This window comes from Bacillus sp. FSL K6-1012 (genome assembly GCF_037964915.1).
In the GTDB taxonomy this organism is placed as follows: Bacteria; Bacillota; Bacilli; order Bacillales; family Bacillaceae; genus Bacillus; species Bacillus halotolerans.
Genome location: NZ_CP150175.1, coordinates 664,195 through 689,414, shown reverse-complemented (window position 1 = coordinate 689,414; position 25,220 = coordinate 664,195). Strand labels below are relative to the sequence as shown.

General features: G+C 44.3%; 21 protein-coding genes, 4 tRNA genes, 3 rRNA genes and 1 pseudogene. 4 read left to right on the top strand and 25 right to left on the bottom strand.

Annotated elements, in window-relative coordinates; all coding sequences use genetic code 11:
- Positions 1–19: 19 nt before the first annotated feature.
- The 4 genes and pseudogenes from NSS75_RS03635 to groES form a co-directional block, all read right to left on the bottom strand.
- Positions 20–643, bottom strand: coding sequence for an alpha/beta hydrolase family protein (locus tag NSS75_RS03635; protein WP_127696914.1), 624 nt, complete (start codon positions 641–643; stop codon positions 20–22).
- A gap of 210 nt (positions 644–853) precedes the next feature.
- Positions 854–1,177: pseudogene (locus tag NSS75_RS03630) on the bottom strand (abhydrolase domain-containing 18); the annotation flags it as partial.
- An 813-nt stretch (positions 1,178–1,990) separates the two neighbouring features.
- Positions 1,991–3,625: a chaperonin GroEL gene (gene groL, locus NSS75_RS03625; protein WP_010333214.1), complete on the bottom strand. Its 1,635-nt coding sequence runs from the start codon at positions 3,623–3,625 to the stop codon at positions 1,991–1,993.
- A gap of 46 nt (positions 3,626–3,671) precedes the next feature.
- Positions 3,672–3,956: a co-chaperone GroES gene (gene groES / locus NSS75_RS03620; RefSeq protein ID WP_003155970.1), complete on the bottom strand. Its 285-nt coding sequence runs from the start codon at positions 3,954–3,956 to the stop codon at positions 3,672–3,674.
- Positions 3,957–4,194: 238 nt separating this feature from the next.
- Here groES and NSS75_RS03615 point away from each other — a divergent pair, with 238 nt between their 5' ends.
- Positions 4,195–4,929, top strand: coding sequence for a type II CAAX endopeptidase family protein (locus NSS75_RS03615; protein WP_024120411.1), 735 nt, complete (start codon positions 4,195–4,197; stop codon positions 4,927–4,929).
- Positions 4,926–5,117 (top strand): DUF4305 domain-containing protein, encoded by a 192-nt coding sequence (locus NSS75_RS03610; RefSeq protein ID WP_024120410.1) that lies wholly within the window; start codon positions 4,926–4,928, stop codon positions 5,115–5,117. The genes NSS75_RS03615 and NSS75_RS03610 overlap by 4 nt, the downstream gene beginning before the upstream one ends.
- A gap of 44 nt (positions 5,118–5,161) precedes the next feature.
- Here NSS75_RS03610 and tatC read toward each other — a convergent pair whose 3' ends face one another.
- The 4 genes from tatC to moaC are packed head-to-tail and all read right to left on the bottom strand — an operon-like array spanning position 5,162 to position 7,278.
- Entirely contained in the window at positions 5,162–5,920 is a 759-nt protein-coding gene (gene tatC / locus NSS75_RS03605) for a twin-arginine translocase subunit TatC (RefSeq protein ID WP_081638244.1), read from the bottom strand.
- A gap of 6 nt (positions 5,921–5,926) precedes the next feature.
- Complete coding sequence (gene tatAY / locus NSS75_RS03600) at positions 5,927–6,100, bottom strand: sec-independent protein translocase protein TatAY (RefSeq protein ID WP_010333210.1); 174 nt, start codon at positions 6,098–6,100, stop codon at positions 5,927–5,929.
- 21 nt (positions 6,101–6,121) lie between these two features.
- Positions 6,122–6,769: a redox-sensing transcriptional repressor Rex gene (locus tag NSS75_RS03595; RefSeq protein ID WP_010333209.1), complete on the bottom strand. Its 648-nt coding sequence runs from the start codon at positions 6,767–6,769 to the stop codon at positions 6,122–6,124.
- Entirely contained in the window at positions 6,766–7,278 is a 513-nt protein-coding gene (gene moaC / locus NSS75_RS03590) for a cyclic pyranopterin monophosphate synthase MoaC (protein ID WP_010333208.1), read from the bottom strand. The genes NSS75_RS03595 and moaC overlap by 4 nt, the downstream gene beginning before the upstream one ends.
- A gap of 126 nt (positions 7,279–7,404) precedes the next feature.
- Here moaC and NSS75_RS03585 point away from each other — a divergent pair, with 126 nt between their 5' ends.
- A complete protein-coding gene (locus NSS75_RS03585; protein ID WP_339235977.1) occupies positions 7,405–9,333 on the top strand; it encodes an ABC-F family ATP-binding cassette domain-containing protein in 1,929 nt (642 codons plus the stop codon).
- A 226-nt stretch (positions 9,334–9,559) separates the two neighbouring features.
- Here NSS75_RS03585 and tsaD read toward each other — a convergent pair whose 3' ends face one another.
- From tsaD to NSS75_RS03525, 12 genes are all read right to left on the bottom strand, one after another.
- Positions 9,560–10,600 carry a tRNA (adenosine(37)-N6)-threonylcarbamoyltransferase complex transferase subunit TsaD gene (gene tsaD, locus NSS75_RS03580; protein ID WP_059335927.1) on the bottom strand — a complete coding sequence of 347 codons (1,041 nt, stop codon included), beginning with the start codon at positions 10,598–10,600 and terminating at the stop codon, positions 9,560–9,562.
- On the bottom strand, positions 10,593–11,048 hold the full coding sequence (rimI, locus tag NSS75_RS03575; protein ID WP_024120406.1) for a ribosomal protein S18-alanine N-acetyltransferase: 456 nt from the start codon (positions 11,046–11,048) through the stop codon (positions 10,593–10,595). The genes tsaD and rimI overlap by 8 nt, the downstream gene beginning before the upstream one ends.
- Positions 11,049–11,057: 9 nt before the next feature.
- Positions 11,058–11,747, bottom strand: coding sequence for a tRNA (adenosine(37)-N6)-threonylcarbamoyltransferase complex dimerization subunit type 1 TsaB (tsaB, locus tag NSS75_RS03570; protein ID WP_024120405.1), 690 nt, complete (start codon positions 11,745–11,747; stop codon positions 11,058–11,060).
- Positions 11,728–12,204 (bottom strand): tRNA (adenosine(37)-N6)-threonylcarbamoyltransferase complex ATPase subunit type 1 TsaE, encoded by a 477-nt coding sequence (gene tsaE / locus NSS75_RS03565; protein WP_044152848.1) that lies wholly within the window; start codon positions 12,202–12,204, stop codon positions 11,728–11,730. Before tsaE ends, tsaB begins: the two co-directional genes overlap by 20 nt.
- 14 nt (positions 12,205–12,218) lie before the next feature.
- On the bottom strand, positions 12,219–13,196 hold the full coding sequence (gene thiL, locus NSS75_RS03560; RefSeq protein WP_024120403.1) for a thiamine-phosphate kinase: 978 nt from the start codon (positions 13,194–13,196) through the stop codon (positions 12,219–12,221).
- 180 nt (positions 13,197–13,376) lie between these two features.
- Positions 13,377–13,453, bottom strand: a tRNA-Asp gene (locus NSS75_RS03555).
- A 9-nt stretch (positions 13,454–13,462) separates the two neighbouring features.
- Positions 13,463–13,539, bottom strand: a tRNA-Met gene (locus NSS75_RS03550).
- Positions 13,540–13,561: 22 nt separating this feature from the next.
- A 5S ribosomal RNA gene (gene rrf / locus NSS75_RS03545) occupies positions 13,562–13,677 on the bottom strand.
- A gap of 54 nt (positions 13,678–13,731) precedes the next feature.
- Positions 13,732–16,659 (bottom strand): 23S ribosomal RNA (locus tag NSS75_RS03540).
- Positions 16,660–16,828: 169 nt separating this feature from the next.
- Positions 16,829–18,378 (bottom strand): 16S ribosomal RNA (locus NSS75_RS03535).
- Together the 16S, 23S and 5S rRNA genes with 4 tRNA genes alongside form the textbook arrangement of a ribosomal RNA operon.
- A gap of 168 nt (positions 18,379–18,546) precedes the next feature.
- Positions 18,547–18,620 (bottom strand) — tRNA-Gly (locus NSS75_RS03530).
- 13 nt (positions 18,621–18,633) lie between these two features.
- A tRNA-Arg gene (locus NSS75_RS03525) sits at positions 18,634–18,710 on the bottom strand.
- Between the two features lie 335 nt (positions 18,711–19,045).
- On the opposite strand from NSS75_RS03525, the gene NSS75_RS03520 reads away from it, so the two are divergent.
- The gene (locus tag NSS75_RS03520; protein ID WP_024120402.1) at positions 19,046–19,900 is read left to right on the top strand and encodes a manganese catalase family protein; all 855 of its coding nucleotides are present in this window, start codon (positions 19,046–19,048) and stop codon (positions 19,898–19,900) included.
- A 57-nt stretch (positions 19,901–19,957) separates the two neighbouring features.
- Here the strand turns inward: NSS75_RS03520 and NSS75_RS03515 are convergent, their stop codons facing one another.
- The 5 genes from NSS75_RS03515 to NSS75_RS03495 form a co-directional block, all read right to left on the bottom strand.
- Positions 19,958–21,046 carry a glycoside hydrolase family 26 protein gene (locus NSS75_RS03515; protein ID WP_024120401.1) on the bottom strand — a complete coding sequence of 363 codons (1,089 nt, stop codon included), beginning with the start codon at positions 21,044–21,046 and terminating at the stop codon, positions 19,958–19,960.
- A gap of 16 nt (positions 21,047–21,062) precedes the next feature.
- Positions 21,063–22,013: a mannose-6-phosphate isomerase, class I gene (gene manA, locus NSS75_RS03510; RefSeq protein ID WP_101861412.1), complete on the bottom strand. Its 951-nt coding sequence runs from the start codon at positions 22,011–22,013 to the stop codon at positions 21,063–21,065.
- Positions 22,010–22,909: an ROK family protein gene (locus NSS75_RS03505; protein WP_185848232.1), complete on the bottom strand. Its 900-nt coding sequence runs from the start codon at positions 22,907–22,909 to the stop codon at positions 22,010–22,012. Before NSS75_RS03505 ends, manA begins: the two co-directional genes overlap by 4 nt.
- A gap of 28 nt (positions 22,910–22,937) precedes the next feature.
- Positions 22,938–23,651, bottom strand: coding sequence for a transcriptional regulator GmuR (gene gmuR, locus NSS75_RS03500; protein ID WP_024120398.1), 714 nt, complete (start codon positions 23,649–23,651; stop codon positions 22,938–22,940).
- 160 nt (positions 23,652–23,811) lie between these two features.
- A complete protein-coding gene (locus NSS75_RS03495) occupies positions 23,812–25,209 on the bottom strand; it encodes a glycoside hydrolase family 1 protein (RefSeq protein WP_339235967.1) in 1,398 nt (465 codons plus the stop codon).
- Between the last annotated feature and the right edge of the window lie 11 nt (positions 25,210–25,220).

Genomic DNA, 25,220 nt, shown 5'->3' with positions numbered 1-25,220 from the left:
TTTCGTTTCTTATTAAGGTCTACAAATGTACTGAACCAGGTTTTCCCGTATGTATTCTTTCTCGTATAAAGGAAAGCGTATCATTTGCCAGCTTTTTGCGACAAAGAACAATACCGGAATGACCACAATTGTAGACATATCTTGTGGGCTTCCCCCAACTTTCCCATAAATAATCTGCATCTTTTAAGTCAATATATTGATCGTGTTTAGCTGAAATCAGCAGAATGTTATCTTTATTAACTTTTGGCAAGGCTTGACTAGGATCTGTGATATTCCAATATTTCACTAAATCTTCATAGGTCACACTATTTTGTTCTAATTCCTCTCTTATAAATTTACCCGGGATCGTGTTCCATATCGAATAAGAAAGGCGATTGGCATAAAAGATTGATACCACTACATCAATTTGAGAATCTAAGGTAGCAATTAGATTAGTAACCCATCCCCCTAAGCTTACTCCCGCTATGATAACAGGGCCTTTTTTATTTGCTTTTATCCAGTGAATTAACGCCCGTAAATCTACAATAGACTGTCTTGTCGACTCAATTGTACGATCAATGTTTGCACTAATCATCAACTCGCCACTATACAGTGAATTTTCCGGTTCTCTTTCAAAATGGTATGGTAGAGAATAATAATACATGTTCCAGCCTAAATCGTTCATTATACGATTATGAAATATTTTTTTGATTCTATCGAACGAATCCATGCGCCAGCCGTGTACAAAGATAACATTGGGTTGATCTATATCATTTTCATTTAAAAAAACCTCCCCTTTTAAAGTGTCATTAACAGGATTCCCAGATTGCATTAAAGATTCATAGCTAAATGTTCCAACCTTATAATTTTTTCCTGACTCATTCAAATCAATTGAAACATCAGCTATATTTGCACTGTAAAATTCTTCTCTATCATCTATATCGGCTGTAAAAGCAGCAGAAAAATGTTTATCTTTGCTTCTTTTTCTGTGTAAATCATATAAAGCCAAGCGATCTATCATTTTTGAGAAATGCACTATTAAGTCCTCCTTGATAATCAAAAAAACTAATATTAGAGTTGATAATTGGATTGTCTGTCTCCATAGAGTCGGGACGGATTTTATCAAGAATCTAACTTCATCGACAGTGAATTTTTGGGGATCAGATGTCATTATTCTGTCTCTCTTTATTCTTAACAAAAAAGACGAGTTCCTTATTGCAAGGAAAACATCGTCTTTTAGTAGCTAAAAAAAGCAGCACAAATAGACATTTTAACAGGATTTCTCTTTGACAGTGCTTTCCTAGAGGAAACCGTCTAAAAGTGTTGGTGGCACTATTTATCTAGATAACGGGGTCTTTTTTTGTCGTATGAGAGTATACCAATATTGTCTCCTGTCTGCAATAGAGAGAAAGGTAACAGAGGTTGGGACGAATAATTTTCAACCCCATAAGTGAATGGATATAGAAAATGACCAAAAATAAATAACTCAATGCCCTTCCTCTTTGTGGATAAGGGCTCTTATTATTTCAATTACTTATTGTTTCACTTTTATTTTGGTCGGGCTCATAATATCATGGATAAGCCCAGAATAGGCTGGAACCTTCTCGCTGCATTCCAAATAATGCCTCGTGTTATTTTTTGAGACGATGGAATTCAACTCACTTCTGGTTTTCAGCAGTCGAAGACGAGGTCCTGCGCGTCCTTAAAAATCACAAAGTAAATCAAAACAAAGTCAAGATGCAAATAAAGCATGAATTGTATGATGAGAATTTTGTATTTTAGTCGATAGAATAGTCTATATCGGGGTTACATACCGTTTATCAAAACTATTGAGTATCGATATAAAACAGTGCTAAAAAAATCAAACCACAAAAGACAGAAAAAAAGAAGCCTCTCACAAGTTCGGTGAACTCATGAGAAGCCTCGAAAATTTATAAATGGCATCAAAAGGGCATCAAAAATGACGTCCGTTGCCGACAAACCCTTGTTTATCAAGGGTTTTTTGTCGGTGTTACATCATGCCGCCCATACCGCCCATGCCGCCCATATCAGGCATTCCTGCGCCGCCGGCATTTTCTTCCGGTTTGTCAGCGACAACAGCTTCAGTTGTTAAGAGCATTGCTGCTACAGAAGCTGCGTTTTGCAGTGCAGAACGTGTAACTTTTGTTGGGTCAACGATACCTTTTTCAATCATGTTTACCCATTCGCCAGTTGCAGCGTTGAAGCCTACGCCGATTTCTTCGTTTTTGAGGCGCTCAACGATGACAGATCCTTCAAGACCAGCGTTGTGCGCGATTTGACGAATTGGCTCTTCAAGCGCGCGAAGCACGATGTTGATACCTGTTTGCGCATCACCTTCAGCTTCAACTGCAGCCACTTTGTTATATACGTTGACAAGCGCTGTACCACCGCCGGATACGATGCCTTCTTCAACAGCTGCGCGAGTTGAGTTCAGGGCGTCTTCGATGCGAAGTTTACGCTCTTTCAGCTCAGTTTCAGTCGCAGCGCCGACTTTGATGACAGCTACGCCGCCAGCAAGTTTAGCAAGACGCTCTTGTAATTTTTCTCTGTCGAACTCAGAAGTTGTTTCTTCCACTTGAGCGCGGATTTGAGTGACGCGTGCAGAAATTTTATCTGTTTCGCCAGCGCCTTCAACGATTGTTGTGTTTTCTTTTGTAACCACAACTTTAGAAGCGCGTCCCAATTGTCCGATTTCAGTAGATTTCAGATCAAGGCCAAGATCTTCTGTGATGACTTCTCCGCCAGTAAGGACAGCGATGTCTTCAAGCATTGCTTTACGGCGGTCACCAAAGCCAGGAGCTTTAACAGCAACTGCGTTGAATGTGCCGCGAAGTTTGTTCACAACAAGTGTTGCAAGAGCTTCACCTTCAACATCCTCAGCGATCAGAAGCAATGGTTTGCCTTGCTGAACAACCTGCTCAAGCACAGGAAGGATTTCTTGAATGTTTGTGATTTTTTTGTCTGTGATTAAGATGTAAGGATTGTCAAGAACCGCTTCCATCTTATCAGAATCAGTTACCATGTAAGGAGACGCATATCCGCGGTCGAACTGCATACCTTCAACAACTTCAAGCTCAGTTGTGAAGCCTTTAGACTCTTCGATTGTGATAACGCCGTCGTTGCCTACGCGCTCCATTGCTTCAGCGATAAGGCTTCCGACTTCCTCATCAGCAGCAGAGATCGCAGCAACCTGAGCGATAGATTCTTTGCCTTCGATTGGCTTAGAAATTTCTTTCAGATTCTCGATCGCAACGTTTACAGCTTGTTCCATACCTTTACGCACGCCTACAGGGTTAGCGCCTGCTGTTACGTTTTTAAGGCCTTCACGAATCATTGCTTGCGCAAGAACTGTCGCAGTTGTTGTACCGTCACCGGCAACGTCGTTTGTTTTGCTGGCTACTTCAGCTACAAGCTTAGCACCCATATTTTCAAACGCGTCTTCAAGTTCGATTTCTTTAGCGATTGTTACACCGTCATTAGTGATTAACGGAGAACCGAATTTTTTCTCTAGAACCACGTTGCGTCCTTTTGGTCCTAAAGTTACTTTTACAGCATCAGCAAGTGCATCAACACCGCGAAGCATTGCGCGGCGAGCTTCTTCACTAAACTTAATATCTTTTGCCATGTGTACGAAACCTCCTCGAATTTTTAAGTATTTGTTTATTTAAGAATTAGCCGATAACAGCTAAAATGTCGCTTTCACGTAAGATTAAGTATTCAGTACCTTCATATTTCACTTCAGTACCTGCGTATTTTGAGAAGATAATGCGGTCGCCCTCTTTTACTTCTAAAGCAACGCGCTCTCCGCTTTCTAACACGCGACCTGAACCAGCTGCCACGATTTTGCCTTCTTGCGGCTTTTCTTTTGCAGAATCCGGTAACACAATTCCGCTGGCAGTTTTTTCTTCAGATTCTACGAGTTCAATGACAACGCGATCACCTAATGGCTTTAACAATGTAATAACCTCCTCAATAGTATGAATATGTAATTTTAGCACTCAGCACTAAAGAGTGCTAACACAATTCTTATAATAAAGAATCTCACTTCCAATTTCAAGTGATAAGATAAAAAATTTTTCACGCTTACATCATTCTTTTCAGCTCAGATATCCCTTGGCTTTTTCACCCCCGATTCAATTATGTTACAATAGCTGTAGACAAAAGAAACCCATTTAACAAAGGAGTACATACCATTTGAGAAAACAGTATTGGTTTATTATTTTGACATATATCATCATGCAGTTTTCAGCAGTAATCGGGATTCCCTTGTTATTTAAATTCGGTTATGCGGGAGGACAGCCCACAAAAGAAAATCTGCTGTACGCGCAGGGATTATGGTCCGTCATCAGTTTTATTGCCTGTCTGATTGTTGTATTGCTCATTCTCAGAACTGTGCCTAAAACTACGCTGCGAAACGAAAAGAAAGACTCGGTCGGACTTTCGATCCTTTGGGCGATAGCCGGTTTTTTCATAGCCCTTTTCTCTCAAGGAATAGCCGGTTCTATTGAATATTATGTATTTGGCATCGGGAGAGAATCAGAAAATACAAAAGCCATCCTGGATGTGATCCAGGCAGTCCCGCTCATGATTATCGTTTCTTCTATCATCGGGCCTATATTAGAAGAAATCATCTTCAGAAAAATCATTTTCGGCGCGCTGTACGAAAAAACAAATTTCTTTATCGCCGGACTGATCAGCTCCATTATTTTCGGAATTGTTCATGCTGATTTGACGCACCTTCTGCTGTATACGGCAATGGGCTTTACCTTTGCATTTTTATATGCGAGAACCAAACGGATTTGGGTGCCGATTTTCGCCCATGTAATGATGAATACATTCGTCGTCATTATGCAGCTTGAGCCTGTTCAGAAATACCTTGAACAGCAAAGCACACAAATGCAATTGATTATTGGAGGATTATTTTCATGAGAAACCCGATAGTGTGGGGAATGATCTACTTTGCCGTAGGGTGCATCTTTACTTATCTCGCCGCAAGCTCGCCAGGCAGCATGTGGTCATTTTACTCCATCCTGCTGATGGTGTTCGCTGCATACAACATCAGCATTTCTTTTAAGATGTTCGCCTTTTCATTTAAAATAAAGAAGAACCAGAAATAAAGAAAATCCATTTCTCTCTATGAGAAATGGATTTTTTATGTTGGCTAAGAAGAAACGTCCTGATCGGCAGCACTGTTTTTCTGCGCTTTCCGATAGGCAGCCTTCGATATTAAAATACTGATTTCATACAAAATCAAGAGCGGAACAGTCACCATCATATGAGACAAAAGCTCAGGTGGTGTGATCAGAGCAGCAATCACAAGCAGCGTAAAGTACGCATACTTTCTGATTTTCGCTAAGAACATCGGTGTCACAATTCCAAGCCTTGTCAAAAACATAAGGATGACCGGCATTTGAAACAACAGTCCAAACGGAATCGTCAGCTGCAGAAGAAAATGAAAATATTCATTAATTCCAATCACCTGAGTGACATTCAAATCCTGAGATATCCGTTTCATAAAATCGACAACAAAAGGAAATAAAATATAATAGGAAAAAGATAAACCCGCTAAAAACAGCAAAATAGAGATCGGAATGTAGCTGAGCGTTACTTTGCGCTCCTTTTCATAGAGGCCCGGGCTCACAAAAGCCCAAAGCTGATAAAGAATAACCGGCGAAGTCAGGACAATCCCGATGATAAACGCAAACTGCATAAACACATAAAGCGGGTCTGTCAGATTAAACGCATTGAGCGTGAGCTCCTTCGCTTCATCCGTTTCTTGCAGATACACTATAATCGGCTTCGCTAAAAAAAATCCCGCGATAAAGAAAACGACAAACGCCAGCGCCACAACCAGCAATCGTTTTCGAAGCTCCGCAATATGCTCCAGCAGCGACATTTGATTCACTTTCATTTGTGTCATCCTAACTTACTGATTCTCTTTCTTTTTTTCCTCATCATCACTCGCTAATCCTTTAGTAGCGTTTTTGAATTCACGAAGTGTGTCTCCAGCCGCTTTTCCCAACTCAGGCAGCTTTTTGGGGCCAAAGATAATCAGAGCAACGATTGCGATAACAGCAAGGCTTCCAGGACCGATCGGCATATTTGGGCTCCTCCTTTCCGGTTACTCGATTTCCTCTAAAACAGAATAATGCTTCAAGAAATAAACCAGTGACTGAAGCTCTACAGCTAAATCTATATGATGAATTCGAATGTGTTCCGGCACATTCAAACGGGCCGGCGTAAAATTAAGAATACCCTTGATCCCTAACGCAACCAATCTGTCGGTAATCGATTGGGCCGCAACTGCGGGCACTGTCAAAATGGCAACTGATTCGCCTTTTACATGCTTTTCAAGATCATCGAGGTTAAAGACGGGCACACCGCCTACCTCAGTTCCTATTTTACTCTCATTTATATCAAAAGCCATAGAAATTTTTGTGTTATTATTTTTTGTGAAATTATAGTGAAGAAACGCTGTTCCTAAGTTTCCGACACCAATCAGGATAACGTCTGTCATTTCATCCTGATCCAGCGTTTTTCGGAAAAATGACAGCAAATAATCGACATTATATCCGTATCCTTTTTTGCCAAGAGCTCCAAAATAGGAAAAATCCCTGCGAATCGTGGCAGAATCAACCTTTACGGCATCGCTGAGTTCAGCGGATGATACACGCTGTTTTCCTGACGCATGCAGATTCTTTAAAAAGCGATAATAAAGCGGCAGCCGTTTTGCCGTCGCCTGCGGAATTTTTGATTGATCCTTATTCATTTTTGGTCCTCCAAATTATACTCGGATAGTTCTCTTTTAAAGTCACCGTTTTTTCCGCCTGTCTTTTCCAGCAAGCAGGTAGGGCCGATGACCATCCCCTTATCAAGCGCCTTGCACATATCGTAAACAGTAAGGGCACATACCGATGCAGAAGTTAGCGCTTCCATTTCCACACCTGTACTCCCTTTCGTTTTGACCTGTGCTTTTATATGAAGTATAACTTCTGTTTCTTTTATTTTCCAGTCAAACGAAATATCGACCCCGCTCAAGGATAGCGGATGGCACATCGGGATGATATTTGATGTTTGTTTCGCAGCCATAATACCCGCCACCTGAGCGACAGCAAGTACATCTCCTTTGCCGATATCATGGCTTTTTATTTTCTCGTACACTTCACTCTTCATGTGTACGCTTGATACAGCCGCCGCAGTACGGACAGTCGAAGATTTTTCGCTGATATCCACCATCTGGGCTCTGCCCTGTTCATTAAAATGAGAAAATCCATTCATAGTAAAAACTCTCCTTAAACAGATCATACACTATTTTCTTCTCTATGTCTTATTCGGCCAATGTATTGTTTGCTGAGTTCTGGTTCATAAGCTACACTTAACTTATTATAGCAGAGGTGAAATAATATGATGATCTTACAAATTAATCAGCTTTCCAAATCATTTGGTGCTGATACTATTTTAAACAATATAAAGCTGGAAGTCAGAAACCGTGATCGCGTCGCAATTGTAGGAAGAAACGGCGCTGGGAAATCTACACTCCTTAAAATTATCGCAGGTCACCTTTCATATGAAAAGGGTGAAATGATCAAGCCGAAAGATATCACAATGGGCTATTTGGCCCAGCATACCGGCTTGGATTCTAAGCTTACCATAAAAGAAGAGCTGCTGACTGTTTTTGATCACTTAAAAGCAATGGAAAAAGAAATGCGAAACATAGAAGAAAAAATGGCGGCAGCTGACCCAAGTGAACTGGAAAGCATCATGAAAACCTACGACCGCCTTCAGCAGGAATTTAAAGATAAAGGCGGCTATCAATATGAAGCAGATGTCAGATCTGTGCTGCACGGTCTCGGCTTCAGCCATTTTGACGATTCAACACAGGTGCAAAGCCTGAGCGGAGGTCAGAAAACAAGACTTGCCTTGGGTAAGCTTCTGTTAACACAGCCTGACCTTCTCATTCTAGATGAGCCGACCAACCATCTGGACATTGATACGCTGACCTGGCTTGAACATTATTTACAAGGCTATTCAGGCGCGATTCTGATTGTTTCTCACGACCGCTACTTTTTAGACAAAGTGGTGAACCAGGTGTACGAGGTATCAAGATCAGAAAGCAAAAAGTATCACGGCAACTACAGCGCTTATCTAGACCAAAAAGCTGCCCAATATGAAAAGGATCTTAAGCTGTATGAAAAACAGCAGGATGAAATCGCCAAGCTGCAGGACTTTGTAGACCGAAATCTGGCGAGAGCCTCAACGACAAAAAGAGCACAAAGCCGCCGGAAACAGCTTGAACGGATGGACGTCATGTCAAAACCGCTCGGCGACGAAAAATCAGCAAATTTTCATTTCAATATTACAAAACAGAGCGGGAACGAGGTCCTGCGGGTTCAGGATCTGACCATCAGCTATGAAAACCAGCCTCCGCTTCTGACAGATGTGTCGTTTAGGCTTACAAGAGGAGAAAGCGCCGCTCTTGTAGGTCCCAACGGAATCGGAAAATCAACCCTGCTGAAAACATTAATAAACACATTGAAGCCGGATCAAGGAACAATAGCGTACGGTTCAAATGTCAGTGTCGGTTACTATGACCAGGAACAGGCTGAGCTGACTTCCTCTAAACGCGTCATTGATGAGCTGTGGGACGAGTATCCGGAGCTTCAAGAGAAAGAAATTAGAACGTGCCTCGGAAATTTCTTATTCTCCGGGGATGATGTGCTTAAACCCGTCCATTCCCTAAGCGGAGGCGAAAAAGCAAGAGTGGCCCTGGCCAAGCTGATGCTGCAAAAAGCTAACTTTCTCATTCTTGATGAGCCGACGAACCATCTTGACTTAGACAGCAAAGAAGTTCTCGAAAACGCCTTGATCGATTATCCGGGCACATTGTTATTTGTCTCACATGACAGATATTTTATTAACAGAATCGCAACAAGGGTATATGAGCTTTCTCCAAACCATATTGAAGAATATCTCGGAGATTACGATTATTATACAGAGAAAAAAACACAGCAGCTGGAATTGGAGAAAATGAAACAGCAAGAGGAAACTGAAAAAGCCACGGTTGCAATGAAATCCGACTCTAAACGTTCTTATGAGGAAGAAAAAGAATGGAAAAAGAAAGAACGACAACGACTCAGACGCATAGAAGAAATTGAAACGACAGTTCAAACCATAGAAGAAAAAATCAGTCACAATGATGAATTACTTTGTGATCCGGAAGTATATCAGGACCACGAAAAGGTACAAGCCATCCACGCTGACAACGAGAAACTCAATCAAGAATTGGAAAACCTATTATCAGAATGGGAAGAACTATCCACAGAAGAAGATTAAAAAAGTCAAGCACCTCTTTTTTAGAGGTGCTTTTTATCCACAGAAAATACCCTTATAAGCAAACGAAGAAAGCGGTTTATACACAGTATCCACAAAATATTCTGAATTTATCCACTTTATTAACAGCCTCTCAACCTCTTTATCCATCTATATCTCTATAATTGCTCACAGATATGTGGATAAATTGAGAATTATCTGTTAATAACAATAAAAAAGCCTCACGCCATTATGTCGTGAGACCCTGGTAAGAAGTCAGTTCAAGACCAGGCTGGCCATTCATATCATATGATCCGCGAATCCCTTTTTCAAAAGCAATTGTACCGGCCGCAGCAATCATTGCAGCATTATCCGTACATAAGGATAGCGGAGGAATGATGAGCGCCGTCCCCTCATGCTGGGAAAATTCCTTCTGTAACGCAGCTCTGAGTCCTCTGTTTGCAGCTACTCCGCCGGCCAAAAGAACCTGTTTGACACCATATTCTTTTGCAGCGCGTGCCGTTTTTGTCACTAAGACATCAATGACGCTATTCTGAAAACTGGCAGAAAGATCTTCCGGCGCAATTTCCTGTCCTTTTTGAGCCGCGTTATGAAGCGTATTGATCACAGCTGATTTCAGCCCGCTGAAGCTGAAATTATAAGAACCTTCTTCAAGCCATGCGCGAGGCAGAGGAATAGTGTCATTCCCTGATTCCGCAAGCTTGTCAATCTGCGGTCCGCCTGGATACGGGAGACCCATTGTTCTCGCCACTTTGTCATAAGCTTCCCCTGCTGCGTCATCGAGTGTTTCCCCGATTACTTCAAATGAACCGTGTTCTTTCATATAAACCAATTCCGTATGGCCGCCGGAAACGACCAATGCAAGCGCTGGAAAAACAATCTCTTCTACCAAACGGTTTGCGTAGATATGGCCCGCTATATGATGGACTCCAACTAACGGAATATGATGCGCAAAGCTCAATGCTTTAGCGGCGTTTACCCCGATTAGCAGTGCTCCCACCAATCCCGGGCCTTCAGTAACTGCAATCGCATCTATGTCACGATATGTCATGTCTGCTTTACGGAAAGCCTCTTCGATCACTAAAGTGATTTGCTCCACATGATGTCTTGATGCTATTTCCGGCACAACCCCTCCGAATCGTTTATGGCTTTCAATTTGAGAGGCCACAACGTTCGAGACGATTTCTGTTCCGTTTTTGACAATAGCTGCTGCCGTTTCATCGCAGCTCGTTTCGATTCCTAATATATAAAGATCTTTTTGCTCATTCATTTATCGTCACCCACATAATTAACGCATCTTCCCCGTTATCAGTATAATAGTTCTTTCTTATTCCGCCGGGCTGCATCCCGAACTTTTTATATAAACTTTGAGCAGGGTGATTGGAAACCCTCACTTCAAGCGAAAGCCGCCTCGCCTCTTTTTCTTTACAAAGCTCGAGAGCTGAACGAAAAAGTGCTTCTCCTAAAGACTGGCCCCTATACTCTGGTTTAATCGCTATATTTGTGATTTGGGCGTCGTCCATCACAATCCAAATCCCGCAATAACCCGCGATACAATCGTCCTTTTCAATCACGAGATAGTGGGCATACGGATTTTCAAGCAATTCATGATAAAACGAATCCTTCGTCCAGGGAGACGTAAAGGAGGATGTTTCAATTTCGTATACGTGATCAACATCATCAAGCTGCATTTTTCTGACTGCTGCTTTTGTTTTCATCCTATCACCCTACTTTTGACTTTCAATCCATTTCGCTTCAGCTTCTGCAAGCCGCAAATAATCCGGCACAAGCCCGTGAATATCAGCAGCTTCCCTATCCGCACCCAAGTAAGCCAATTCTGAAGGGCGGGGATTATGCTGAACCGCAGACCCTATGATTCCTTTTGTTCCTAATACATCCAGTATCGTCTCCTTGTGTATGGATGTATCATGTCCTAAAAACAAAACAGGGCGATCTTTCTCTTTTAGCATCTCCAGCCACTCTGTCAGCATCACATTTTGATCCGGCACAGCCTGTTCTAAAAGCCCGTTTTTATATTCATAAAGACCTGTATACACCTGTCCGCGTCTCGCATCAAATATAGGGCTGATCAGACCGTCAAAGTGACGTCCATTTGCCGCGAGCGCTTCAAGACTTGAAACAGCAGAAATCGGAATGTTTAAAGACCAGGCAAGTGTTTTGGCAATGGTTACACCGATTCTCACCCCTGTGTACGAGCCAGGACCTTTTGCGACAACAATTTTAGAAAGATCCTGCGGGGTTGTATCACAATCATTCAGCAAAGAATGAACAGCAGGCATCGCTCTCACAGAGTGATTCTTTTTTAAATATGTCATGTATTCTGCTATGACAGTGTTATCCCGAAGCAGCGCTATGCCTAAAGTATAATTCGATGTATCAATTGCTAATATTGTCATGTCTACTTATCTCCTCACAAAGCATTTCATACCGATTCCCCACAGCTGTAAAGGTGATCTCTCTTTCATCATCACCAGCTCTTTTAATGACAATTTGCAGTCGCTCCTGCGGAAGCTGCTCTTCAATTAAATGCGCCCATTCCACTAAGCAGACACCTTGTCCATGAAAATATTCATCAAGTCCTAAATCTTCACTCTCGTCTTCCATTCTGTATACATCCATATGATAAAGAGGAAGTGAACCATCGTTATATTCTTTTATGATCGTAAACGTCGGACTGTTTACAACACGTGTAATTCCGAGTCCTTCAGCAAAACCTTTTGTAAAGGTTGTTTTCCCAGCTCCTAAATCGCCCTCTAATGTCAGGACGTCCCCTGGCTTTGAAAACGATGCAGTCAGCTTAGCAATCGCTTTTGTTTCTTCAGGATTTACAGTTCTCCATTTTAATTGCTTCACACAAGTCACCCGTCTTATTTAAAATGATTATATCCTTTTTTCTCTAAAGTCATTGTTTCTTCATCTGTCTTTAATACGACATTGGATTCTGTCTTTTCACGGACACATCCAATCTTTGTAATTGGCAGTTGAAGTCTGCTGCACTCCTGCTGTAACACTTCCCAGTCTTCCTTTGAGATCGTCCCAGTCAGCTCAAAATCCTCTCCGCCAAACAAAGCCCATTCCTTCCATTTGGAATTTAACTTAGGCAAGTCCGGATGAACTGGAAGAAGGCTCTCGTCAATTTCTATTGAAACAGAGCTGGATTCAGCAATTTCATGCAATTCACTTGCCAATCCGTCACTAATATCATTAAGAGCCACACGCTGAGCGTTCGAGCATAGTCTGCCAACACTCACTCTTGGGTGAGGTCGTTTATGCCTATTGATAAAGTAATCTGTTTCAAATGATGTTTCCGGTTGGGAGGTCTCTTTTAGCAGCAATGAAAGTCCAGCGGCAGAAGAACCGATTTCACCAGTGACAAAGACAATATCATTCGGCTTTGCCAAACTGCGCAAACAGGCACGTCCCTTTTCAACTTCCCCAATCACAGTCACTGTGACGACTAGTTTATCGTTAGTAGAAACTGTATCACCGCCAATCAGGTCCATACAGTATAGTTTCGCCAGTTCATTCATTCCTTCATACATTTCCTTGATTTCTGATGCCGTCCATTTTGAAGGCACCGCAAGAGACACTAAATAAAACTTAGGAATACCTCCCATTGCGGCAATATCACTTATATTTATAGCCAACGCCTTATATCCAATGTCCTCCGGCGAAGAATAGCTCAATTTAAAATGCACGTCCTCTACCATTGTATCGACACAGACAATTTCCTGCACACCGTTTTTCGCTGTGTAAAGAGCCGCATCGTCTCCAATTCCTACATCAACGGAAGAATGGTGAATGGTTCGCGGAGTAATACTATTAATTAAATCAAACTCATCCATTAACCAAACCTCCTTTTGGTCTGATTATGTTTTATATGTACTGTATCTAGTGTATCGGATTATGGTGAAATATCCAAGATGTTGCCGATATAAAGAAAGCTTGGCTATCATACCAAGCAAAAGATGTAATAAAAGAAAACACAAAAAAAACGAAAACATGATCGTTTCGTTTACAATAAATGGCGGTCCGGACGGGACTCGAACCCGCGACCTCCTGCGTGACAGGCAGGCATTCTAACCAACTGAACTACCGGACCATTTTAATTTGGTTGCGGGGGCAGGATTTGAACCTGCGACCTTCGGGTTATGAGCCCGACGAGCTACCGAACTGCTCCACCCCGCGACGATATAATTATGATAAAACTGCTTGGCGGCGTCCTACTCTCACAGGGGGAAACCCCCGACTACCATCGGCGCTGAAGAGCTTAACTTCCGTGTTCGGCATGGGAACGGGTGTGACCTCTTCGCTATCGCCACCAAACAATTTGAGAGTGTTCTCTCAAAACTAGATAACAGGTGTGACATCATTAGAAATTAGGTTAAGTCCTCGATCGATTAGTATCTGTCAGCTCCATGTGTCGCCACACTTCCACCTCAGACCTATCAACCTGATCATCTTTCAGGGATCTTACTTCCTTGCGGAATGGGAAATCTCATCTTGAGGGGGGCTTCATGCTTAGATGCTTTCAGCACTTATCCCGTCCGCACATAGCTACCCAGCGATGCCCTTGGCAGAACAACTGGTACACCAGCGGTGCGTCCATCCCGGTCCTCTCGTACTAAGGACAGCTCCTCTCAAATTTCCTGCGCCCGCGACGGATAGGGACCGAACTGTCTCACGACGTTCTGAACCCAGCTCGCGTACCGCTTTAATGGGCGAACAGCCCAACCCTTGGGACCGACTACAGCCCCAGGATGCGATGAGCCGACATCGAGGTGCCAAACCTCCCCGTCGATGTGGACTCTTGGGGGAGATAAGCCTGTTATCCCCGGGGTAGCTTTTATCCGTTGAGCGATGGCCCTTCCATGCGGAACCACCGGATCACTAAGCCCGACTTTCGTCCCTGCTCGACTTGTAGGTCTCGCAGTCAAGCTCCCTTGTGCCTTTACACTCTGCGAATGATTTCCAACCATTCTGAGGGAACCTTTGGGCGCCTCCGTTACCTTTTAGGAGGCGACCGCCCCAGTCAAACTGCCCACCTGACACTGTCTCCCCGCCCGATAAGGGCGGCGGGTTAGAAGGTCAATACAGCCAGGGTAGTATCCCACCGATGCCTCCACCGAAGCTGGCGCTCCGGTTTCCAAGGCTCCTACCTATCCTGTACAAGCTGTACCAACATTCAATATCAGGCTGCAGTAAAGCTCCACGGGGTCTTTCCGTCCTGTCGCGGGTAACCTGCATCTTCACAGGTACTATAATTTCACCGAGTCTCTCGTTGAGACAGTGCCCAGATCGTTGCGCCTTTCGTGCGGGTCGGAACTTACCCGACAAGGAATTTCGCTACCTTAGGACCGTTATAGTTACGGCCGCCGTTTACTGGGGCTTCAATTCGCACCTTCGCTTACGCTAAGCGCTCCTCTTAACCTTCCAGCACCGGGCAGGCGTCAGCCCCTATACTTCGCCTTACGGCTTCGCAGAGACCTGTGTTTTTGCTAAACAGTCGCCTGGGCCTATTCACTGCGGCTCTCTCGGGCTTGCACCCTAACAGAGCACCCCTTCTCCCGAAGTTACGGGGTCATTTTGCCGAGTTCCTTAACGAGAGTTCTCTCGATCACCTTAGGATTCTCTCCTCGCCTACCTGTGTCGGTTTGCGGTACGGGCACCTCTCACCTCGCTAGAGGCTTTTCTTGGCAGTGTGGAATCAGGAACTTCGCTACTATATTTCGCTCGCCATCACAGCTCAGCCTTATGGGAAACGGATTTGCCTATTTCCCAGCCTAACTGCTTGGACGCGGATATCCAATACCGCGCTTACCCTATCCTCCTGCGTCCCCCCATTGCTCAAATGGTGAGGAGGTGGTACAGGAATATCAACCTGTTGTCCATCGCCTACGCCTTTCGGCCTCGGCTTAGGTCCCGACTAACCCTGAGCGGACGAGCCTTCCTCAGGAAACCTTAGGCATTCGGTGGAGGGGATTCTCACCCCTCTTTCGCTACTCATACCGGCATTCTCACTTCTAAGCGCTCCACCAGTCCTTCCGGTCTGGCTTCACAGCCCTTAGAACGCTCTCCTACCACTGTTCGAAGAACAGTCCGCAGCTTCGGTGATACGTTTAGCCCCGGTACATTTTCGGCGCAGAGTCACTCGACCAGTGAGCTATTACGCACTCTTTAAATGGTGGCTGCTTCTAAGCCAACATCCTGGTTGTCTAAGCAACTCCACATCCTTTTCCACTTAACGTATACTTTGGGACCTTAGCTGGCGGTCTGGGCTGTTTCCCTTTCGACTACGGATCTTATCACTCGCAGTCTGACTCCCAAGGATAAGTCATTGGCATTCGGAGTTTGACTGAATTCGGTAACCCGGTAGGGGCCCCTAGTCCAATCAGTGCTCTACCTCCAAGACTCTTACCTTGAGGCTAGCCCTAAAGCTATTTCGGAGAGAACCAGCTATCTCCAGGTTCGATTGGCATTTCACCCCTACCCACACCTCATCCCCGCACTTTTCAACGTGCGTGGGTTCGGGCCTCCATTCAGTGTTACCTGAACTTCACCCTGGACATGGGTAGATCACCTGGTTTCGGGTCTACGACCACGTACTCATGCGCCCTATTCAGACTCGCTTTCGCTGCGGCTCCGCATCTTCTGCTTAACCTTGCACGGGATCGTAACTCGCCGGTTCATTCTACAAAAGGCACGCCATCACCCGTTAACGGGCTCTGACTACTTGTAGGCACACGGTTTCAGGATCTCTTTCACTCCCCTTCCGGGGTGCTTTTCACCTTTCCCTCACGGTACTGGTTCACTATCGGTCACTAGGGAGTATTTAGCCTTGGGAGATGGTCCTCCCGGATTCCGACGGAATTTCACGTGTTCCGCCGTACTCAGGATCCACTCTGGAGAGAACGAAGTTTTGACTACAGGGCTGTTACCTCCTATGGCGGGCCTTTCCAGACCTCTTCATCTACCTCGTTCCTTTGTAACTCCGTATAGAGTGTCCTACAACCCCAAGAGGCAAGCCTCTTGGTTTGGGCTAATCCCGTTTCGCTCGCCGCTACTCAGGGAATCGCATTTGCTTTCTCTTCCTCCGGGTACTTAGATGTTTCAGTTCCCCGGGTCTGCCTTCTCATATCCTATGAATTCAGATATGGATACCACTCCATTACGAGTGGTGGGTTTCCCCATTCGGAAATCTCCGGATCAAAGCTTGCTTACAGCTCCCCGAAGCATATCGGTGTTCGTCCCGTCCTTCATCGGCTCCTAGTGCCAAGGCATCCACCGTGCGCCCTTTCTAACTTAACCGTTAAAAAGAATCACTATGTGATATCTTGTGTTACTAATTGAATGTGATGTCTACTGTTATCTAGTTTTCAAAGAACACGTTTCGAAGGAATGATCCTTCAAAACTAAACAAGACAGGGAACGTTCTGTTTATAAGACCCAAGGTCTTATATTCCGTAAATATCCTTAGAAAGGAGGTGATCCAGCCGCACCTTCCGATACGGCTACCTTGTTACGACTTCACCCCAATCATCTGTCCCACCTTCGGCGGCTGGCTCCATAAAGGTTACCTCACCGACTTCGGGTGTTACAAACTCTCGTGGTGTGACGGGCGGTGTGTACAAGGCCCGGGAACGTATTCACCGCGGCATGCTGATCCGCGATTACTAGCGATTCCAGCTTCACGCAGTCGAGTTGCAGACTGCGATCCGAACTGAGAACAGATTTGTGGGATTGGCTTAACCTCGCGGTTTCGCTGCCCTTTGTTCTGTCCATTGTAGCACGTGTGTAGCCCAGGTCATAAGGGGCATGATGATTTGACGTCATCCCCACCTTCCTCCGGTTTGTCACCGGCAGTCACCTTAGAGTGCCCAACTGAATGCTGGCAACTAAGATCAAGGGTTGCGCTCGTTGCGGGACTTAACCCAACATCTCACGACACGAGCTGACGACAACCATGCACCACCTGTCACTCTGCCCCCGAAGGGGACGTCCTATCTCTAGGATTGTCAGAGGATGTCAAGACCTGGTAAGGTTCTTCGCGTTGCTTCGAATTAAACCACATGCTCCACCGCTTGTGCGGGCCCCCGTCAATTCCTTTGAGTTTCAGTCTTGCGACCGTACTCCCCAGGCGGAGTGCTTAATGCGTTAGCTGCAGCACTAAGGGGCGGAAACCCCCTAACACTTAGCACTCATCGTTTACGGCGTGGACTACCAGGGTATCTAATCCTGTTCGCTCCCCACGCTTTCGCTCCTCAGCGTCAGTTACAGACCAGAGAGTCGCCTTCGCCACTGGTGTTCCTCCACATCTCTACGCATTTCACCGCTACACGTGGAATTCCACTCTCCTCTTCTGCACTCAAGTTCCCCAGTTTCCAATGACCCTCCCCGGTTGAGCCGGGGGCTTTCACATCAGACTTAAGGAACCGCCTGCGAGCCCTTTACGCCCAATAATTCCGGACAACGCTTGCCACCTACGTATTACCGCGGCTGCTGGCACGTAGTTAGCCGTGGCTTTCTGGTTAGGTACCGTCAAGGTACCGCCCTATTCGAACGGTACTTGTTCTTCCCTAACAACAGAGCTTTACGATCCGAAAACCTTCATCACTCACGCGGCGTTGCTCCGTCAGACTTTCGTCCATTGCGGAAGATTCCCTACTGCTGCCTCCCGTAGGAGTCTGGGCCGTGTCTCAGTCCCAGTGTGGCCGATCACCCTCTCAGGTCGGCTACGCATCGTTGCCTTGGTGAGCCATTACCTCACCAACTAGCTAATGCGCCGCGGGTCCATCTGTAAGTGGTAGCCGAAGCCACCTTTTATGTTTGAACCATGCGGTTCAAACAAGCATCCGGTATTAGCCCCGGTTTCCCGGAGTTATCCCAGTCTTACAGGCAGGTTACCCACGTGTTACTCACCCGTCCGCCGCTAACATCAGGGAGCAAGCTCCCATCTGTCCGCTCGACTTGCATGTATTAGGCACGCCGCCAGCGTTCGTCCTGAGCCAGGATCAAACTCTCCGATAAATGGATCGCAGATTAAGTTCACCACATCCTGTGGCAACATCTGCGTGATCTGCATCGTGCAGACCTCAGTTTGACTGACTACGCACATCGCTGTGCGATTTATAATAAAACTTGAATTAACAGGTACGTTTTGTCTTGTTTAGTTTTCAAAGATCATTCAAGAAATAATGGAGCGGGTGATGAGAATCGAACTCACGACATCAGCTTGGAAGGCTGAGGTTTTACCACTAAACTACACCCGCATGTATATTATATTGGCGCGCCCGAGAGGAGTCGAACCCCTAACCTTTTGATCCGTAGTCAAACGCTCTATCCAATTGAGCTACGGGCGCTTATCGAGCGACTTAACTATCATACTATTAATTGATGTTAAAGTCAAGATGTTTTTTCGAATGTTTTTTCAAATCTTTTTGATTCGACTTTATCTATTATACACATTCTGAAGTGTTTGTAAACACCTCCGAAAAACTTTTTTGTTTTTCATTTTGTTCTGTGCTGTTCATCAGCGACGTTTAATAATATACCATGTGTTTTTTTATCGGTCAACACTTTTCTATGTTTTTGTTTCATTTTTCTCATTTTCTTTTCAGCTGTTGGTTAGTCCGTATAGTTTATCTGATTGTACAGATGATATAAAAAACAAAATAAATAAGAAAAGAGGCGTGTTATGTTTTACTACAAAGAAGAACTAATCAATATCATTAAACCCGATAAGCCAGATCCGGCCGCAGCTAAAGTACTGCAGGAAATATTAGGCGGACATTACGGAGAAATGCGTACAATGATGCAATATTTCTTTCAAAGCTCCAATTTCAGAGGAAAGCAGAAACAATATCGTGATTTGCTGCGCGGTATCTTCTTAGAAGAAATTGCCCATGTAGAGCTTGTGCAAAATACAATCAATGCTTTATTGGATGAATCAGGCGGTGCTGGAGTCGGCAGCCAGGGGATAGACCACGCCCCCCTTGATGAAGCAGTTAAACACGCTAACCCTCATCATTACATTATTGGCGCACAGAGTTCACTCCCGGTTGATGCGGGCGGCAATCCTTGGAACGCATCCTGGGTTTATAATCACGGAAACTTAATCACTGACCTGTTGGATAACTTGTTGCTTGAGTCTACTGGCGTTCTCCAAAAAACAAGAATTTATGAAATGAGCTCTAATCAGACGTTCCGGGAAACACTCGCTTTTCTTATTGTTCGTGACAATGCTCATCAAAATGCTTTCGCTAAAGCGCTTGAGACTTTGGGTGTTGACTGGGCTAAGCTTTTTCCAGTACCGAATTACGACATTAATAAATATCCAGAGTGCAGAAAGTATGTTGAATTAGGCTACCATAATGTACAGTTTAACTTTAGATTAGATGAAACAAGAATTGCAGAGATCTTTCAAGGGAAATCTCCAAGCAGAAATGGCGGCGAGCTGCAAGTAACTGAACCTCCGGCTGGATTTCCTGTTCCGGTTCTTCCGGAAATGCCGAATGAACATAGTCCCGGCTTAGGGGATATGAACGCCTGATGAGCAAAAGGTTCTCAAGGATATCCTTGAGAACCTTTTATTAATGTAAAACGTTTTTTATTCAACTATAGGTGTTAGCGTATCACCGTTCCATACTTCTCCCTTATTTAATGTCCAGCTATCATTGTAGAGAGCAGAAGCGCCTCTGTTCACAGCCGGGCTCCATTCATCATTCCAGGCCAGAAAATAAGTGGTTTTAGGGTATTTTTGTTTTATCGCACTCATAAACAGGCTGTAATCAAAGCTGCCGTTTGCTGTTTGCGGACCAACTTCTGTGAAGGCAAATGGTTTATTAAGAGCTGTCAGCTGGTCGTATCCGCTTATCGAATATGGATCTTGAAAGTATGCATCTAACCCAACTATATCTACGTATGAAGCTCCAGGGTAAAAATCTGTTTTAAAATCTCGATTAGCGTCGGGAGAGTAAACCCACAATAAATGATCCAATCCTCTTTCGTCAGTCATATAATGATAGATTTTGATGTAGAGCTGTTTATATAAGTAGATTCTTTCATCATCCTTTTGATTATATGACGTAAGGCCCCACCAAAACCACTCGCCGTTCATCTCATGCAGCGGCCTGAACAGAACGGGCACGCCTTGCTTTTCCAGCTCTTGAAGTCCGTCAGCAATTTTGCTGAGCATGGCGTTCAGCCGCTTCCCCTCTGTTGTAGAAGAGTCTAACAGTTTTTTATACTGATCGTTGGTAATCGGTGTTTTATAGTGTCCTGACTGATAAGCAGGATTCGCTAGATGCAGACTGATCTGCGGAATCCCTCCGCTTTTCCAATACGAAATTAAATCACTGTTGCAGCTTACGTCTATAGAATCTTCAATGTTTGAGGTTTCAAGCCATCCCCTCGCGTAATCACAGCCGTAAATGGCAGGTGATTGTCCGGCTGAGCTTCGGATTCTTTCTGCTTCGGCCATGGAGAATGTGTCATGACTGTAACCGCCAAACGCACCGGAAAGCACTCTGTTTTCAGAACGATTCGGCAGGTGAGCGAGCCAATTCATCAGATCTTTTGTTGTCTGCTGTGCTTTAGGATTAACAGGTGACACAGTATGTGCTTGGATCGGCTCAGCCAAAACGGCAGGCGCAAATAAAAATAAGATGAACAAACAGATGATAGGTTTCTTTAACACAGAAATTCCTCCGTTCTTATGAAGGATGAGATATGACCAGCTCGCAAGTTCCTTCTATTGAAAACTCGCCAAAATGGGCAGGCAAAATAAAGTGTGAGCCTTTATTGCATTCATACTGCACACCGTTGTTTTCTATTATCCCTGAGCCTTCGACAACACTGCATAGCAAATAGGTTTGAGGAGAAGGAAAAACCGGCTTGCCGCTGACATTCCATTTGTAAACTGAGAAATAATCTGACTGAACATAAGACGTAATCACGGCATCCTTCATTTCTTTCACCGCCGGTATTGGTTCAGAATCCGCATGCGGTATGTTTACGACTTCCATAGCTTTTTCTATATGGAGATCCCTTTTTTGGCCATGGTCATTACAGCGATCATAATCGTATACTCGATATGTGGTATCAGAATTTTGCTGAATTTCAAGGACGAGGGTGCCCTCACACAATGCATGCAGCGTGCCGCTTGGAACATAAAAGAAATCTCCTGGCTTTATGTTGATGCGCCTAAGCAGTCCGTTCCAGTCACCGCTTTCTATAAGCTGTTTGAATTCTTCCTTCGTGCTTGCGTGATGTCCCAAAATCAGTTCTGCCCCTTCTTTGCAATCAATAATATACCAGCACTCTGTTTTTCCGAGGTCTCCGTTTTCGTGCACCATGGCATAATGATCATCAGGATGCACTTGTACAGAGAGGTCCATGTTGGCATCAAGTACTTTCACCAATAATGGAAACACGCTTCTTTGCGGAAAGCCGAAAAACTCCGGGCATTCTTTCCACACTTGATCTAGGGTTTTTCCTGCCAACCGGCCATTTTGAACAGTCGATGATCCATTGGCATGGGCCGAGACAGCCCAGCATTCACCAGTTTTTTCTGAAGGGATGCTATAGCCGAATCTATCACGAAGCGCTGTGCCGCCCCATATCCTTTCTTTAAAAATCGGCTCTAAAAATAAAGGATGCTTCATGATGGAACCTCCCCAGATGCTTCTTCTGCTTTTAATGCCTGATCGGCTAAAACAAACGTTCCGATGATTCCGGCATTTCTGCCTAAATGGGGAGCTACAATATACTCATTTATAATTTCTGATAATTCAGAAAAATTAAAGTAGCTTTTCATTATTTTAGGTACATATTGATATATATAAGGGAACAGCTGACTCTGATTCATGACGCCGCCGCCAAGAATCATTTTTTTTGGTGCCAGGATGAGGATATATTGTGCCAGCGCCTGCGCAATGTAATATCCTTCAAGTTCCCAGACCTCATTAACATGTGATAAATCTGCGGCCTTTTTTCCCCATCGTGACTCTATAGCAGGACCGGAAGCCAGACCCTCGAAGCAATCCTTATGATAAGGGCACTTTCCTTGATACGTGTCATCCGGATGGCGGCGAATATAGATATGGCCCATTTCAGGATGTGATAATCCTTGCAGAAGCCGCCCTTCTATAATCGCGCCTGCACCAATGCCAGTGCCGACCGTGATATATAAGCAGCTGTCGAAGTCTTTAGCTGCGCCGAAAAGAGATTCACTGAGCGCCGCAGCGTTTACATCCGTACTGAATCCGACAGGAATATTCATTTCTTCTTTTATTGTTTTCAAGAATGGATAGTGCCTCCAGCCTGGTTTAGGCGTGGCAGTAATGGTTCCATATGTTTTACTGTTTACATCTAAATCAACGGGACCAAAGGAGCCGATGCCGATTGCCTGTAGCGAGAATTGGCGAAAATATTGAATGACTTTCTCTATCGTTTCATCCGGCATCGCTGTTGGTATTTCTATTCTGTCAATGATCGTTCCATCTTCTGTTCCGACGGCACATACAAATTTTGTGCCGCCTGCTTCAATACCGCCAAGCATGCAGATGGCCTCCTTGTTATCTCCGCGATCAGCGCCTTACATTTACCGAAGTGACGACAAATTTGTCATGCCGATGACGTGAAAAGGAATATTCAAATGGAATACCGTTATCTAAAAAGCCCACGTGCTCAACTTCAAGAATGGGATCATCCTGTTTGCAGCCCAGATGCTGCTGATCCATCTCATCAGATTTACAGGCTCTGATTTTCCGGTGCGTTCCGGCAATCTTTAGCTGAAGCCCGTTTGTAATGTGTTCATAAATAGAGTGGTGCAGCACCTCATCATTAATGCCGGGTATTAAGTGTGTCGGCATATATGTTTTTTCCAATACATATGGCTCGCCTTCCACAATCCGCAGCCGTACAACATAATAAACCGGCGTTTTCTGATCAATTGATAAATGGGCAGCCACTTCCTCAGTGGGAAATTGCACCTCGAACTGAATGACCTTGCTTTTGATTTTTTTGTCTTTTAACAAATTGGTCAGTCCGAGGATTTCATTGCTGACGACATGGACATGTTCATCCTGTATCGCAGATTGGATGATAAAGGTTCCGTGACCGCGTTTTCTGAATAACAGTCCTTCAGCAACTAAATTATCTAGAGCTCTTTTCATCGTCATGCGGCTTGAATTGAACTCTTTTGCAAGAGATACTTCATCGGGAATCGGCTGATCGATGGGATATACATTATTTTTGATTCGTTTTCTCATTTCATTTGCAATGATTTCGTATTTATTCATTGGTATCCTCCGGCAGCTGTAAAAGTAAAAATTTTGATATCGAATAAACAAACTTCTTTACGGATATCATAAGTTCTTTTCCCTGTTTCATCAATGTTATGGCTATTTGTTGTTTCTGTTAGGAATTTTGACCGCCGGAAGACCTTTTAGCTATAGCAACCTAAAAACCATTTTTCTCAGCAAGCTCTTTGAACCATTTTCCGCTCTTTTTGACAGTTCTTTCTCCGTCTTTCTTCAGATTGACTGAAACAAATCCGTATCGGTTTTTATAAGCGTTTGTCCATGACCAATTGTCCATAAACGTCCATAAGTGATAGCCTTTTACGTTTGATCCTTCCTGTATAGCGCGGTGAATCCATTTTAAGTGCTCTTTGATAAATTCAATTCGATAGTCATCTTGAATCATACCCTGCTCGTCTCTGAAACGCTCTTCCCCTTCAACCCCCATGCCGTTTTCAGAAATAAAGCACTCGATATTCCCGTAATTTTCTTTTAATTTGATCAGGATATCATAAACGCCTTTTTCGTAAATCTCCCAGCCTCGGTGGGGATTCATTTTGCGGCCCGGCATGACGTAAGGATCGAAATACCTGTCAGGCAAAAACGGCGCATCCGGATTTGGCAGGTGCTCTTTGGCTTTTACACGTCTCGGCTGATAATAATTCACACCTAATAAGTCAACCGTATGCTGTTTAATGATCTCAAGATCCTCTTTCTCATATTCAGGCATAAAGCCTTCAGTTTTTAAAATGTCTAAGAGTTCTTTTGGAAACTCGCCTTTTACAGAAGGGTCTAAAAAAGATCGGTTAAAGAACGCATCTGCTATTTCACCCGCTTTTACATCCGCCGGGTGGCTGCTTCTCGGATAGGATGGGGTTAAATTTAAGATGATGCCGATTTTTCCATCCTGCTTCATCTCTCTGTAAGTCCGAATGGCCCGGGCGCTCGATAACATGGTGTGAAACCCGACTTGAACGGCTTCTTTAAAATCTACCTTGTTCGGATAATGAAAATCATATAAATATCCGCCTTCTACCGGTACGATCGGCTCGTTATGCGTGAACCATTTTTTCACGCGATCGCCAAACAAACGAAAGCACGTTCCCGCATAGTTTTCATAAGCATCCACCGTTTCTCTGTTTGCCCAGCCGCCGATGTTTTGAAGTTCCATCGGCATATCGAAATGAAACAAATTGACAAAGGGTTCAATTCCATTAGCTATGAACTCATCAATGACGCTGTTATAAAAGTCCGCTGCTTTAGGGTTGATCTCGCCTGTTACGCCCGGTATTAAACGTGACCATGAAATCGACATACGGAACGAGTTGTGGCCAAGCTCCTTCATCAGCCTGATATCCTCTTTATAGTTATCGTAAAATTGCGATGTGGATGCAGGCCCTACATGATCAAAAAAGCGATGAGGCTCTTTTTCAAACCAGTAATCCCAAATATTCTTCCCTTTTCCGTCTCGATCGGAGGCACCCTCCGTTTGTGTCGCTGAAGCGGATGATCCCCACCAAAAATCTTTCGGAAAACGATACTGTTCTGTTTGAGTCAAGTTCTCTCTCT